At 68.6% G+C, this 13773-nt stretch carries 10 protein-coding genes and 4 tRNA genes; 1 reads left to right on the forward strand and 13 read right to left on the reverse strand.

Features of this window, described 5'->3' with window-relative positions; all coding sequences use genetic code 11:
- Positions 1-42: 42 nt before the first annotated feature.
- Complete coding sequence (locus IPJ95_14255; GenBank protein ID MBK7924768.1) at positions 43-918, forward strand: neutral zinc metallopeptidase; 876 nt, start codon at positions 43-45, stop codon at positions 916-918.
- 78 nt (positions 919-996) lie between these two features.
- Here the strand turns inward: IPJ95_14255 and rpoC are convergent, their stop codons facing one another.
- The 13 genes from rpoC to IPJ95_14320 form a co-directional block, all read right to left on the reverse strand.
- Positions 997-5514 (reverse strand): DNA-directed RNA polymerase subunit beta', encoded by a 4518-nt coding sequence (gene rpoC, locus IPJ95_14260; GenBank protein ID MBK7924769.1) that lies wholly within the window; start codon positions 5512-5514, stop codon positions 997-999.
- Between the two features lie 10 nt (positions 5515-5524).
- Positions 5525-9988, reverse strand: a complete 4464-nt coding sequence (gene rpoB, locus IPJ95_14265; protein ID MBK7924770.1) for a DNA-directed RNA polymerase subunit beta — start codon at positions 9986-9988, stop codon at positions 5525-5527.
- 202 nt (positions 9989-10190) lie between these two features.
- Positions 10191-10571 (reverse strand): 50S ribosomal protein L7/L12, encoded by a 381-nt coding sequence (gene rplL, locus IPJ95_14270; GenBank protein ID MBK7924771.1) that lies wholly within the window; start codon positions 10569-10571, stop codon positions 10191-10193.
- A 14-nt stretch (positions 10572-10585) separates the two neighbouring features.
- On the reverse strand, positions 10586-11080 hold the full coding sequence (locus tag IPJ95_14275; protein ID MBK7924772.1) for a 50S ribosomal protein L10: 495 nt from the start codon (positions 11078-11080) through the stop codon (positions 10586-10588).
- The gene (gene rplA, locus IPJ95_14280) at positions 11077-11766 is read right to left on the reverse strand and encodes a 50S ribosomal protein L1 (GenBank protein MBK7924773.1); all 690 of its coding nucleotides are present in this window, start codon (positions 11764-11766) and stop codon (positions 11077-11079) included. The genes IPJ95_14275 and rplA overlap by 4 nt, the downstream gene beginning before the upstream one ends.
- Positions 11766-12191, reverse strand: coding sequence for a 50S ribosomal protein L11 (rplK, locus tag IPJ95_14285; protein MBK7924774.1), 426 nt, complete (start codon positions 12189-12191; stop codon positions 11766-11768). The genes rplA and rplK overlap by 1 nt, the downstream gene beginning before the upstream one ends.
- Before the next feature lie 122 nt (positions 12192-12313).
- Positions 12314-12868, reverse strand: coding sequence for a transcription termination/antitermination factor NusG (nusG, locus tag IPJ95_14290; protein ID MBK7924775.1), 555 nt, complete (start codon positions 12866-12868; stop codon positions 12314-12316).
- On the reverse strand, positions 12865-13107 hold the full coding sequence (gene secE, locus IPJ95_14295; GenBank protein ID MBK7924776.1) for a preprotein translocase subunit SecE: 243 nt from the start codon (positions 13105-13107) through the stop codon (positions 12865-12867). Before secE ends, nusG begins: the two co-directional genes overlap by 4 nt.
- Complete coding sequence (gene rpmG, locus IPJ95_14300; GenBank protein MBK7924777.1) at positions 13104-13256, reverse strand: 50S ribosomal protein L33; 153 nt, start codon at positions 13254-13256, stop codon at positions 13104-13106. The genes secE and rpmG overlap by 4 nt, the downstream gene beginning before the upstream one ends.
- 19 nt (positions 13257-13275) lie before the next feature.
- A tRNA-Thr gene (locus tag IPJ95_14305) sits at positions 13276-13348 on the reverse strand.
- Between the two features lie 63 nt (positions 13349-13411).
- Positions 13412-13484 (reverse strand) — tRNA-Gly (locus IPJ95_14310).
- Between the two features lie 57 nt (positions 13485-13541).
- Positions 13542-13625: transfer RNA gene (locus tag IPJ95_14315), tRNA-Tyr, on the reverse strand.
- A 40-nt stretch (positions 13626-13665) separates the two neighbouring features.
- Positions 13666-13738, reverse strand: a tRNA-Thr gene (locus tag IPJ95_14320).
- Positions 13739-13773 lie beyond the last annotated feature (35 nt).

The raw sequence follows: 13773 nt of genomic DNA on the forward strand, positions 1-13773 counted from the left end.
GGCAGGGTGGGCCGGGCGCCGAAATTCCCAAGAGGAGGCAGGATGCGCTGGAACCGTGGCGGGAGGAGCGAGAACCTCGAGGACATGCGCGGGGCCGGCGGTGGCCGCTTTTCGGGCGGGGGCGGCGGCATGAAGCTCGGCCTGGGGGGCATGCTGCTGCTCCTGGTGCTGAGCATGGTCTTCAAGCGCGACTTCTTCCAGCTGGTCGGCGGGACCGGGGGGATGGCCGCCGGGGCCCCCGGGCAGGTGGACGCCGGCCCGGTGCAGGCCTCGGCTGAGGAGGAGACGATGGTGGAATTCGTCTCGGCCGTGCTCGACAGCACCCAGGGGTTCTGGCAGGCCGAGCTGCCCCGCCACGGGACCGCGTACCGCGAGGCCAGGCTGCTGCTCTTCCGGGACGCGATTCAGTCGGCCTGCGGCTTCGCGGAATCGGCCACCGGGCCCTTCTACTGCCCGGGCGACGAGAAGGTCTACATCGACCTCGGCTTCTACGACGAACTGCAGCGCCGATTCGGCGCGCCGGGGGACTTTGCGCAGGCCTACGTGCTGGCCCACGAGATCGGGCACCACGTGCAGAACGTGCTGGGCATCGAGCGCCAGGTGCGCCAGGCCCAGCAGCGCCGCCCGGAGCAGCAGAACGAGCTGTCGGTGCGGATGGAGCTGCAGGCGGACTGTTTCGCGGGGATCTGGGGCCGGGACGCGGCGGCCAAGGGGATGCTCGAGCCGGGCGACATCGAGGAAGGCCTGGGCGCGGCGGCCGCGGTCGGGGACGACCGGCTGCAGCAGATGGCCACCGGTCACGTGAGCCCGGAGGGGTTCACCCACGGGACCAGCGAGCAGCGGATGCGCTGGTTCAACGAGGGGTTCCGCTCCGGGGACCTGTCCCGGTGCGACACCTTCGGCGCCGGCGCGCCCTGAGCCGTCCGGCCGGAGGGCGCATGACAAACGCGGGGCGGACCGGATGGTCCGCCCCGCGTTGCATGCTGCCTGCCGCGCCTACTCCTCGTCGTCCGCCAGCAGGGCCACCGGCACCGGGGCCGGGGCCTCGACGGGCGCCTCGCTCGGCGGCGGGGGCTCGTACCCCGCGGGCGGCTCGATCTCGATCTCGGCGTAGCGGTAGATACCCGACCCCGCCGGGATGAGGTGGCCGATGATGATGTTCTCCTTGAGGCCGAGGAGGTCGTCCTTGGCCCCGCGGATCGCGGCATCGGTGAGCACGCGGGTGGTCTCCTGGAACGACGCGGCCGAGATGAACGACTGCGTGGTCAGCGAGGCCTTGGTGATGCCGAGCAGCACCGGCTCGGACTGGGCCGGGGCGCCCTTCTTCTTGATGACCCGCTCGTTCTCGTCCCGGAAGGTGAGCTTGTCGACGGTCTCGCCCTCGAGGAAGTCGGTGTCGCCCGGGTCGGTGACCCGCACCTTCTGCAGCATCTGGCGCACGATGGTGCCGATGTGCTTGTCGCTGATCCGCACGCCCTGCAGGCGGTAGACCTCCTGCACCTCATTGAGCAGGTACTCCTGCACCGCGCGGGGGCCCTTGATCCGCAGGATGTCGTGCGGGTTCACGGGGCCTTCGGTCAGGCGGTCGCCGGCGCGGACGCGGTCGCCCTCGTGCACCCGGAGGTGCTTGCCGGCGCCGACCTCGTAGAGCTGCGGCGGCTCGGGCTCGCCCTTCCGGCCCGGCTCGACCACCGGGTAGACGTAGATCTCGCGCTTGCCGCGCTTGATCTCGCCGAACTTCACGATGCCGTCGATCTCGGAGATCGTGGCCGGGTCCTTGGGCCGCCGGGCCTCGAACAGCTCGGCCACGCGGGGGAGGCCGCCGGTGATGTCGCGGGTCTTGTAGGCCTGCCGCGGCATCTTGGTCACGGTCACGCCGCGCGAGATCTTCACCGCGGGCGAGAGGTAGACGGTCTTGTCCTTCGCTTCCTTCTTGCTCTTGCTCGGCCAGGCGACGTTGATCGGGTACTCGTCGACCTTGAACTTGGTGGACCAGGGGTTCCCCTCGTCCGGCAGGTCCATGGCCCGGGTGATCTGGTCGGCGTCGCTGCCCAGGATGATCCGGGAGCCTTCCGCGAGGATGTACTCCTGCGGGTCCTTCCGGTTCGGGGCGTAGACCAGGACCGACGGGTGCAGCTCGCGGTCGGGGTCGGCCATGACGACGATCGAGCGGAGGCCGGTGGACTCGTCCAGCTCCTCGCGCAGCGTGGAGCCGGGGACCAGGTCCTTCCAGCGGAGCTCGCCGTCGAGCTTGATGATGCTGGGGTCGTTGTACGGGTCCCAGGTGTAGAGGATCGAGTTCTTCCCCTGCACCGTGTCGCCCTCCTTGACCTGGATGAGCGCGCCCTCGGGCACCGGGTAGCGGTTGAGCACCCGCTTGGGATCGTTCGGGTCCACCACGAGGATGCCTTCCTTCGACTCCTCGTCCGCCGACTCGTCGTCGCGGGTCAGGGCGATGCGCACCATGGCCGTGGTGCCGTCCTCGTACTCGACGGACACGTCGGCGAACTCCAGGCCGCTGGTGTACTTCACCAGGCCGCTGGCCCGGGCGCGGCGTTCCGCCTCCTCGGCGATGCGCGACGAGGCGCCGCCGATGTGGAACGTGCGCAGCGTCAGCTGGGTGCCCGGCTCGCCGATGGACTGGGCGGCCAGGATGCCGATGGCCTCGCCCATGTCGACCATGTCCATGGTGGCCAGGTTGCGGCCGTAGCACATGCGGCAGCAGCCGCGCCGCGCCTCGCAGGTGAGCACCGAGCGGATCTTGACCTTTTCGATCCCGGCCTCGTCGATGCGGATCGACAGTTCCTCGTCGATCAGCTTGCCCGACTGCACCAGCAGGCGCGGGTCGCCGTCCTCGTCGAGCTCATGCGGATCGAACACGTCCTCGGACGCGACGCTGCCGAGGATCCGCTCCTTGAGCGGCTCGATGACGTCCTCGCCCTCCTTGAGCGCCGAGATCTCGAGGCCCTGGATGGTGCCGCAGTCCTCCTCGGTGATCGTCACGTCCTGGGCCACGTCCACCAGGCGGCGGGTCAGGTAGCCGGCGTCGGCGGTCTTGAGCGCCGTGTCGGCCAGGCCCTTCCGGGCGCCGTGGGTGGAGATGAAGTACTCGAGGCCGGTCAGGCCCTCGCGGAAGTTCGACTTGATCGGGCTCTCGATGATCTCGCCGATGCCGCCGGTCAGCTTCTTCTGCGGCTTGGCCATCAGGCCGCGCATGCCGGCCAGCTGCCGGATCTGGTCGCGCGAGCCGCGCGAGCCGGAGTCGAACATCATGAACACCGGGTTGAAGCCGCCCCGGCTCTGGCGCATGTTGTTGACCATCGCCTCGGCCACGTCGTTGTTCGCGTGGGTCCAGGCGTCGATCACCTTGTTGTACCGCTCGCCGAAGGTGATCTGGCCGGTGTTGTAGGCGCGCTGGAACCGCTGCACGCGCTTGTCGGCCTCCTCCAGCAGCTTCACCTTCTCGCCCGGGATCTCGAGGTCCTCGACCCCGATCGAGATGCCGCCCTGGGTGGCGTAGCGGAAGCCGAACTCCTTGAGCCGGTCCAGGAACACCACCGTGTCGGCGAGCCCCGCCTCGCGGTAGCTCTGCAGCACCAGCTCCGACAGCGCCTTCTTCCGCATCAGGTCGTTGCGGAAGCCGTGGTTGGCCACGACCTGCCGGGGCAGGATGCTGTTGAACAGTACCCGGCCTGCGGTGCTCCGCACCCAGCGCGGCTTCGGCTCCGCCGCGTCGCGCGGCGGCTGGTACCAGAAGTGGATGGCCGTGTGGAAGCTGATCCGGCGGTGCAGCAGGGCCAGCTCGATCTCGGCGAGCGAGCCGTAGTGCTTGGCCTTGTCCCACGCCGGGGCCGGCTTGCCGTCCTTCGGTTCCTCGGCGCCGCGCGGCAGCTTGGTGAGGAAGTAGCTGCCCAGCACCATGTCCTGCGACGGCTCCGCCACCGGGCGGCCGTCGGAGGGCTTGAGGATGTTGTTCGACGAGATCATCAGCATCCGCGCCTCGAGCTGCGCCTCGAACGAGAGCGGCACGTGCACGGCCATCTGGTCGCCGTCGAAGTCGGCGTTGAACGCGGCGCAGACCAGCGGGTGGATGCGGATGGCCTTGCCCTCGACCAGCACCGGCTCGAAGGCCTGGATGCCCAGCCGGTGCAGCGTCGGCGCGCGGTTGAGCAGCACCGGGTGGTCCTGGATGATCTCTTCCAGGATCTCGTAGACCTCCGGGCTCTCCTTCTCCACGATCTTCTTGGCGCGCTTCACCGTCTCGGCGATGCCCTTCTCCACCAGCTTGTGGATGATGAAGGGCTTGAACAGCTCCACCGCCATGGCCTTGGGCAGGCCGCACTGGTGCAGCCGCAGCTCCGGGCCCACCACGATGACCGACCGGCCGGAGTAGTCCACGCGCTTGCCGAGCAGGTTCTGGCGGAACCGGCCCTGCTTGCCCTTGAGCATGTCGGACAGCGACTTGAGCGGGCGCTTGCCGCGCCCGCGGATGGCCTTGGAGCGGCGGCCGTTGTCGAACAGCGCGTCGACGGCCTCCTGCAGCATCCGCTTCTCGTTGCGGAGGATGACCTCCGGCGCCTTGTGCTGGATCAGCTTCTGCAGCCGGTTGTTGCGGTTGATCACCCGGCGGTAGAGGTCGTTGAGGTCCGACGTGGCGAAGCGCCCGCCGTCGAGCGGCACCAGCGGCCGCAGGTCGGGCGGGATCACCGGGATCACGTCCAGGATCATCCACGCGGGGTGGTTCGGGACGTCGCCGTTCTCGCCGGAGGTGAGGAACGCGTCCACGATCTTGAGCCGCTTGAGCATCTGCTTCTTGCGGTGCTGGCTGGTCTCGGTGGCCACCGAGCCCCGCAGTTCCTCCGCCAGCTTCTTGACGTCGATGCGGTTGAGCAGCTCCCGCACCGCCGGGGCGCCGATGTCGGCCTTGAAGGCGTGGTCGCCCTCCTCCCGGGCCTTGTGCCGCAGCTGGAGGAACTCGTCCTCGTCGAGCAGCTGGTTGGCCTCGACGTCCTGGTCGCCCGGCTCGATGACGATGTAGCTCGAGTAGTAGATCACCCGCTCCAGGTCACGCAGCGTGACGTTGAGCAGGTTGCCCATCGGCGAGGGCAGGGTCTTGAAGAACCAGATGTGCGCCACCGGCACGCTGAGCTCGATGTGGCCCATGCGCTCGCGCCGCACCTTGCTGAGCGTCACCTCCACGCCGCAGCGGTCGCAGATCACGCCCCGGTAGCGGATCCGCTTGTACTTGCCGCAGTGGCACTCCCAGTCCTTGACCGGGCCGAAGATCCGCTCGCAGAACAGGCCGTCCTTCTCGGGCTTGAACGAGCGGTAGTTGATGGTCTCGGGCTTGGTCACCTCGCCCCAGGACCACCAGTACCGCTGCCCCTGGAGTTCCAGCCGCTCCCGCTCCTTGGTGTCGCGGGGGCCGCGGATCTCCTCGGGGGAGGCGATGCGGATGCTGATGTAGTCGAAACTCGAGCTCTTGGGCTCGCGTCCGCTGCGAAAATCGATCATTGGTCCGTCCTTATTCGTCGCCGTCGGCACTGGTGCCGAGCGTGACCTTGAGGCCCAGGGCCTGGAGTTCCTTCACCAGCACGTTGAACGACTCGGGGATGCCGGGCTCGGGGAGGTTCTGCCCCTTGACGATCGCCTCGTACACCTTGCTGCGGCCGTTCACGTCGTCCGACTTCACCGTCAGCATCTCCTGCAGCACGTGCGCGGCGCCGTAGGCCTCCAGCGCCCACACTTCCATCTCGCCGAAGCGCTGGCCGCCGAACTGCGCCTTGCCCGCCAGCGGCTGCTGCGTCACCAGCGAGTACGGCCCGATGCTGCGGGCGTGGATCTTGTCATCGACCAGGTGCGACAGCTTGAGCATGTAGATCGTGCCCACGGTGACGTCGCCCTCGAACTCCTGCCCCGAGCGGCCGTCGCGCAGCCGCGCCTTGCCGCCGGGGGTGAGCCCCGCGGCCCGGATCAGCTCTTCCGCCGCCTTCGAGACGTCCTCCGGCTCGGTGTGCCCCGCCGCGATCGCGGCCAGCGCCGGCCGGCCCACCGACTCGAGCAGCTCGGCGGCCGACAGCTCCACCGCCTTCTCCTGGTCCTTCACCAGCTTCTGCATCGCCTTCTGCTCCGCCCCGGTGGCGGTGGCCAGCCGGTGCTGGTGGTACGCCAGCTCCTGCTTCCGCTGGGCCAGCTCGCGGGTCGCCAGTTCCTTCGCGGCCGCGGCCAGGAAGGCCTTGATGGCGCCGTAGAGTTCCTTCGTGACGGGGCCCGCGCCCTTGAACGAGAGGTCGGCGATGCCGGCCTCGATCAGGTTGTGGTGCACCGCCTTGAGGTCGGCCACCACGGTCGCGATGCCCGTCGCCTCCGGCGCGGGGGCCGGATGCTTGAGCGCGAGCGCCCGCGAGGCCCACTGGATCCCCGCGATCCGCAGCAGCACGCCGATCTCGTGCTCGTCGGCCCCGCGGAACACCGGGGTCTTCGCCTTGAAGCCGAGGATCGTGGCGCACCAGCCCAGGTGCGTCTCCAGGATCTGGCCCACGTTCATCCGGCTCGGCACGCCCAGCGGGTTGAGCACGATGTCCACCGGCGACCCGTCCGGGAGGAACGGCATGTCCTCCTCGGGGACGATGCGCGCCACGATGCCCTTGTTGCCGTGGCGGCCGGCCATCTTGTCGCCCACCGAGACCTTGCGCTTCTCGGCGATGTACACCTTCACCAGCTGGATCACGCCCGGGGGCAGCTCATCCGGCTGGAGGATCTTGTCGATCTGGTCCTCGGCCTTCTCCTCGACCTTGGCCCGCTCCCGCGCGGCCGTGTCGATGGCGGCGCGGATCCGCTCGTTGGCGCCCTTGTGCGCCACCCGGAGCGTCTTGAGGTCCACGTCGCCCAGGTCGAGCTCGGCCAGCGCGCCGCGGGTGAGCTTGGTGCCCGCCGGGACCGCCTCCTCGACCGTCCCCGCCTTGAGCATCAGGGCCACCTCCTGGCCCTCCAGCAGCTGGGCGAGCTCCTCGAGCATGACCGCGCTGATGCGGGCCTTCTCGTCGGTCTCGACCCGGCGCACCTCGCCGATCCGCTCGCCGCGGTCCTTCTCCACCACCTGGTCCTCGACCCGGCTGAAGATCTTGACGTCGATGACCACGCCCTTCATGCCCGGCGGCACCTTGAGCGAGCTGTCCTTCACGTCCTTGGCCTTCTCGCCGAAGATCGCGGTGAGCAGCTTCTCTTCCGGCGACAGCTCGGTCTCGCCCTTGGGCGTGATCTTGCCCACCAGGATGTCGCCCGGCTTCACGTGGGCGCCGATCCGGACGATGCCGCGCTCGTCGAGGTCCACCAGCGCCTCGTCGGAGACGTTGGGGATTTCCCGGGTGATCTCCTCCTGGCCCCGCTTGGTGTCGCGGACGTGCAGCTCCAGCTCCTGGATGTGGATCGAGGAGTAGACGTCGTCCTTGACCAGCCGCTCGGAGAGGACGATCGCGTCCTCGAAGTTGTGCCCGTACCACGGCATGAACGCCACCAGCACGTTGCTGCCGAGGGCGAGCTCGCCCGCCTCGGTCGCGGCCCCGTCGGCGATCACCTGGCCCTGGGCCACCTTGTCGCCCACGCGGACCAGCGGCCGCTGGTTGATCGCGGTGTCCTGGTTGGTGCGCCAGAACTTCCGCACCCGGTAGCGGTCGTGCTGGGTGAGCCGGGCCAGGGGGATGGTGAGGTCCACCTTCCCCTGCTCGCCCGAGTCCACGATGATCTCGTCCGCGGTGACCCGGGTGACGGTCCCGCCCCGGCGCGCCACGATCACGGCGCCCGAGTCGGCGGCCACCTTGCCCTCGAGCCCGGTGCCCACCGTCGGCGACTGCGGGAAGAGGAGCGGCACCGCCTGGCGCTGCATGTTGCTGCCCATCAGCGCGCGGTTGGCGTCGTCGTGCTCCAGGAACGGGATCAGCGCCGCGGCGATGGAGACCAGCTGCTCCGGCGCCACGTCCATGAAGTCGATCCGGTCCGGCGGCAGCAGGGGGTAGTCGTCGCCCTTGCGGCACAGCACCAGGTCCTCGCTGAACTTGCTGGCCTCGTCGAGCAGCGCGTTGGCCTGCGCCACCGCGTAGCCCTCCTCCTCCGAGGCCGACAGCCAGCGGATGTCGTCGGTCACCTTCCCGTTCTTCACCACCCGGTAGGGGGTCTCGATGAAGCCCAGGTCGTTGATGCGGCCGTAGGTCGAGAGGCTGGTGATCAGGCCGATGTTCGGGCCTTCCGGCGTCTCGATCGGGCACATGCGGCCGTACTGCGAGTAGTGCACGTCGCGGACCTCGAAGCCCGCCCGCTCGCGGGTGAGGCCGCCCGGGCCCAGGGCCGAGAGCCGGCGCTTGTTGGTCAGCTCGGCCAGCGGGTTGGTCTGGTCCATGAACTGCGACAGCTGCGAGCTGCCGAAGAACGCCTGGATGACCGCCGAGACCGTGCGGGCGTTGACCAGGTCGTCGAGCGAGATCTTCTCGGGGTCCGAGTTGATGCTCATCCGCTCCTTGACCAGGCGCGCCATCCGCGAGAGGCCCACCGAGAACTGGTTGGCGATCAGCTCGCCCACCGACCGGATCCGGCGGTTGCCGAGGTGGTCGATGTCGTCGGTGAACCCGCGGCCGTCGTTCAGGTCCATCAGGTACCGGATGATCGCGATGAAGTCCTCTTCCGTGAGGACCGTGTGGTTCTGCGGGATCCGGGTCTTGAGCCGCTGGTTGATCTTGTACCGCCCCACCCGCCCGAGGTCGTAGCGTTTGGGGTTGAAGAACAGCCGCTTGAGCGCCTCGCGGGCGGTCTCCAGGTTGGGCGCCTCGCCGGGCCGCAGCAGGGCGTAGATCTGCTCCAGTGCCTCGGCCTCGCTGTGGGTCGGGTCCTTGGTCAGCGTGTTCTTGATCAGCGGCGACTCGCCCCGCCCCGCCGGCAGCAGCACCTCGGCCTTGGTGATCTGGGCCTTGATGAGCTTCTTGCGCAGCGCGTCGGTCACTTCCTGCCCGCCCTCGGCCACCACCTCGCCCGTCTCCGGGTCGGCCACGTCGAACGCCAGCACCTGCCGGGCCCGCTCGCGGGTGGTGGTGGGCTGCTCGTCATCGCGCAGGTCGATGGTGGTGTAGCCCGCGAAGACCGTGACCTGCTTCACGCCCACGTGCCGCAGCTGGTTGAGCCGCTCGGTGCTCAGCTCGTCGCCCACGATCGCCAGCGGGCTCCCGCCCGGCTCCTCGGGGTTCGGCACGTCGGCGGCGATCAGGGCGCCCATCAGCTCGCGCCGCTCCTGCCGGCCCTCGAGCTTGCCCGTGATGTCCATGTCCTTCGTGGCGAAGAAGAGCTTGAGGATCTCCGCGTTGGTCCCGTAGCCGAACGCGCGCAGCAGCGCGGTGGCGGGGAACTTCTTCTTCTTGTCGATGTGGACGTAGATCACGTCGTGGATGTCGATCGTGAACTCGACCCACGAGCCCCGGAAGGGGATGATCCGGGCCGAGAACAGCCGCTGCCCGTTCGGGTGGGTGTCCTCCTCGAACACCACGCCCGGCGAGCGGTGCAGCTGGGAGACGACCACGCGCTCGGCGCCATTGATCACGAACGTCCCGAGGGGGGTCATGATCGGGAGTTCCCCGAGGTAGACCTCCTTCTCGATGGCGTTCTTGAGCCGCCGCTGGCCGTCCACCTCCTCGAACACGTCGAGGCGGAGGGTGGCCTTGAGGGGGGCCGCATAGGTCATGTCCCGCTCGATGCACTCCTCGACGGAGTACTTCGGCTCGCCCAGGTTGTAGGCGATGAACTCCAGGCTGTACTTCCCGTTCACGTCGCTGATCGGGAAGAGGTCGCGGAAGACCCGCTCCAGCGAGACGTCCTGCCGCTCGCCGTGCACGTCGTCCGGGACCAGGAGGCTCTGGAAGGCCCGGGTCTGGATGTCGAGCAGGTTGGGCATGGGCATGCCCACGTCCCGCTTCGAAAACACGATCTGGGGTCGCGTTGCCGTCATCGGTTCCACTCGCGCAACACAAATGGCCCCGGCGCGTACCCCTCCGCCGATTGCGGCGGGGTCACGCGGGGCTCGGATAGCCTGCAGATTATCGAAGCCGTCCAGCGCTCATGTCGTCTCACCGAAGTAGGGGGTCAGCTGGGCGTCCGTCGCCGGCGCCCGGCGGCACCGCACCATTGTGCGGCGCCGCACCCGACCCGGCCTACTTCAGCTCGACGACGGCGCCCTGGTCCTCGAGCTTCTTCTTCATCTCGGTGGCCTCGGCCTTCGCCACGCCTTCCTTGATCGTCCCGCCGTTGTCCACCAGGTCCTTCGCTTCCTTCAGGCCCAGGCTGGTCAGCTCGCGCACCACCTTGATGACCTGGATCTTCTTCTCGCCGCCGCTCTTGAGGATGACGGAGAACTCCGTCTGCTCCTCCACCGCCGCGGCCGCCGCGCCCCCCGCCGCCGGCGCCGCCGCGGCCGCCATGACGGTGACGTTGAACTTCGCCTTGAAGGCCTCGATCAGATCGGCCAGCTCGAGAACGCTCATCTTGCCGATGGCCTCGAGAACTTCGTCCTTGCTCAGCGTGGTCGTGCTCATCTCGGTGTTCTCCCTCAGGCGTTAGAGGCTGCGGCGCGCTGGTCGCGAAGCGCCTCGAGGCAGCCAGCAAATGAAGCCGTAATGTTGGACAGCGTCCCGGCAACCATGCCGAGCAGGGTCTGGCGGTCGGGGATGGTCCCCAGCCGCTGGATGTGGGCCGTGGTGACCGGCGCCCCGTCGACCAGGCCGGCGCGGATGCCCGGCTTCTGGAACTCCTTGGCGAACTCGGTCAGCACCTTGGCGGCCGGGAGCGGGTCCTGGGTGAGGACCAGCCCGGTCGGGCCCTTCAGGTGCGCGTTGAGCGCCGTGATCCCGTGGCTCTCCAGCGCCCGCTCGGCCAGGGTGTTCTTCACGACGATGTACTTGGCGCCCGCGCCCCGCAGCCGGCGGCGGAACTCGGTCATCTTCGCCACGTCCAGCCCGGCGAAGTCGGTCACGTAGACGCTGGGCGCCCCCGTGAGGGCCGCGGTCAGGGCGTCGACCTCGGCCTGGCGTTCAACTTTGCTCATCGATACACCGCCGTCTCGAGTCGGACCCCGGGGCCCATGGTGCTGGACACCGTCGCGCTCCGGATGTACTGCCCCTTCGCCGCCGAGGGCTTGGCGCGGACGATGGTATCCATGAACGCCTGGAGATTCTCGGCCAGCTGCTGCTCCGAGAAGTTGATCTTGCCAATGGGGGCATGGACGTTCCCGGTCTTGTCCACCCGGAACTCGATCTTGCCCGCCTTGATCTCACGGACCGCCCGGCCCACGTCCATCGTGACCGTGCCCGCCTTCGGATTGGGCATCAGGCCGCGGGGACCGAGGATCCGGCCCAGCTGGCCCAGCTGCCCCATCACGTCCGGCGTGGCGACGATCACGTCGCACTCGAGCCAGCCGTCCTTGAGCTTCTGGACGTATTCGATCCCCGCGAAGTCGGCGCCCGCCGCCTCCGCGTCCTTCACCTTCTCGCCCTGCGTGATCACGAGCACCCGGACGCTCTTGCCGGTGCCGTGCGGCAGCACCACGGTGCCCCGGACCACCTGGTCCGCGTGCCGCGGGTCGACGCCCAGCCGGACCGCCACGTCCACCGTCTCGTTGAACTTCGCGAAGGCCGCCTGCTTGACCAGCTTGACCGCCTCGGCGACGGGGAACTCCCGGGCGCGATCGACCTTGGCCAGCGCCACGCCGAACTTCTTGCCGTGGGTCCGCATCAGTCGATGACCTCCAGGCCCATGCTCCGCGCGGTGCCTGCGATCATCCGCATGGCACCCTCGAGGTCAGCGGCGTTGAGGTCCTGCATCTTGAGCTCGGCGATCTTCTTGAGCTGGGCCCGCGTGACGCGCCCCACCTTGGTCCGGTTGGGCGACGCGCTGCCCTTCTCCAGGCCCGCCTCCTTGAGCAGGAGGTTCGGCGCCGGCGGGGTCTTCGTGATGAACGAGAAGGTCCGGTCCTGGTAGACCGTGACCAGCACCGGGATCACGATCCCCGACTGCGCCTGGGTCCGGGCGTTGAACTGCTTGCAGAACTCCATGATGTTCACGCCGTGCGGACCCAGGGCCGTACCGACGGGGGGCGCCGGATTGGCGGCTCCCGCCGGGCACTGCAGCTTGATGACTGCGGTGACCTTCTTGGCCATACATCTCCTTCGTGTCGCCCGGGACCAGGGTCCCGTGGGCTCCCGCGAATCCGCGCGGTGGCGGGGCTGACCAGCCGTCAGCCGTCAGCGGGGCGGCCCGGGCCGAAGCCCCGGCCGCGCCCCTAGTGTCCCCGGAGCTGGAGGTAGTCCAGCTCCACGCTCGTCGGCCGCCCGAACAGGCTCACCGACACCTTCACCTTGCCCTTGTCCGACAGCACCTCTTCGACGGTGCCGCTGAAGTCGGAGAACGGCCCCTCGGTGATCTCCACCACCTGGCCGACCAGGAACGGGATCTCCTCCTTGGGCTCCGACTCCGCCACCTCCTCGGCGATGCCGAGCAGGCGCTTGACCTCGTCCGACCGCAGCGGCTGGGGGAACTTCCCCGCCCCCACGAACTTGATCACGCCCTGGATGCTGTTGATCACGTGCAGGGCCTCCTGGTTCATCAGCATCTCGACCAGGACGTAGCCCGGGTAGAGCTTCCGCTCCACCGCGACCTTCTTGCCGTTCTTGATCTCCACGACCTCCTGCACCGGCACCAGCGCCTGACGGATCAGGCGCTGCGCCTCGGGCCGGGGGTCCTGGGCGATCCGCTGCGCGATCAGCGACCGGACCTTGTTCTCGTGGCCGGCGGTCGTCTGGATGGCGTACCAGCGGTACTCGGGCGCGTCACTCACCGCGTCAGGGCCGCCACCCCGTCCACCAGGACGAGGTTGAGGAGCAGGTCCATCCACCCGATGGCCAGCCCCAGGATGATCGACAGCACCACGATCATCCGGGTGGCGCCCACCAGCTCGTCCTTGGTGGGCCAGGTGACCTTGGTGAGCTCGGCGCGGACCGCGCGCAGGAACTCCACCGTCCCCCCCGTGAACCGGGCGAGGCCGGCGGGCGCCGACGGGGCCGCCTCGGGGCTCACTTGGACTCCTTGTGCGCCTGGTGCTTGTTGCACCGCGGGCAGTACTTCTTCCACTCGACGCGCTCCGGGTGCTTGCGCCGGTTCTTGTCCGTGAAGTAGTTGCGGTCACGGCACTCGGTGCACTCGAGAATGATCTTTTCACGCGGCATGACGACTACCCTCCTTGAGAGCTCGCGACCGGGATTGAACCGGTGACCTCATCCTTACCAAGGATGCGCTCTACCGACTGAGCTACGCGAGCGGGAATCTCGCATCCGGCGACACGACAACCGCGCGCCCCAACTGGTGCGCGCCGACAGTGCAAAGCGGGCGACGGGGCTCGAACCCGCGACATTCAGCTTGGAAGGCTGACGCTCTACCAACTGAGCTACGCCCGCGAGTGCCACCCGGTCCGTCAATTGTGCGGCGCGCCCCCGTGGCGCTCCGGTCCTGAGTGGTGGGGGTAGGATTCGAACCTACGTAGCGCAAAGCGCGGCAGATTTACAGTCTGCTGCCATTAGCCACTCGGCCACCCCACCGAGCGCTCGCGCGCCGCCCGCCTTACACACGCCACCGCAGAGCTGACGGAGGGAATCGAACCCTCAACCGCCGGTTTACAAAACCGGTGCTCTGCCAGTTGAGCTACGTCAGCGGGTAGCTAAAACGAGCAGAACGACATGATAGTTG

The sequence above is a fragment of the Gemmatimonadota bacterium genome (genome assembly GCA_016713785.1).
In the GTDB taxonomy this organism is placed as follows: Bacteria; Gemmatimonadota; Gemmatimonadetes; order Gemmatimonadales; family GWC2-71-9; genus JADJOM01.

Bases quoted from the DNA above. Each gene is read 5' to 3' on its own strand.
- IPJ95_14255 (MBK7924768.1), top strand. From the start codon at position 43: ATGCGCTGGAACCGTGGCGGGAGGAGCGAGAACCTCGAGGACATGCGC.
- rpoC (MBK7924769.1), bottom strand. From the start codon at position 5,514: ATGATCGATTTTCGCAGCGGACGCGAGCCCAAGAGCTCGAGTTTCGAC.
- rpoB (MBK7924770.1), bottom strand. From the start codon at position 9,988: ATGACGGCAACGCGACCCCAGATCGTGTTTTCGAAGCGGGACGTGGGC.
- rplL (MBK7924771.1), bottom strand. From the start codon at position 10,571: ATGAGCACGACCACGCTGAGCAAGGACGAAGTTCTCGAGGCCATCGGC.
- IPJ95_14275 (MBK7924772.1), bottom strand. From the start codon at position 11,080: ATGAGCAAAGTTGAACGCCAGGCCGAGGTCGACGCCCTGACCGCGGCC.
- rplA (MBK7924773.1), bottom strand. From the start codon at position 11,766: ATGCGGACCCACGGCAAGAAGTTCGGCGTGGCGCTGGCCAAGGTCGAT.
- rplK (MBK7924774.1), bottom strand. From the start codon at position 12,191: ATGGCCAAGAAGGTCACCGCAGTCATCAAGCTGCAGTGCCCGGCGGGA.
- rpmG (MBK7924777.1), bottom strand. From the start codon at position 13,256: ATGCCGCGTGAAAAGATCATTCTCGAGTGCACCGAGTGCCGTGACCGC.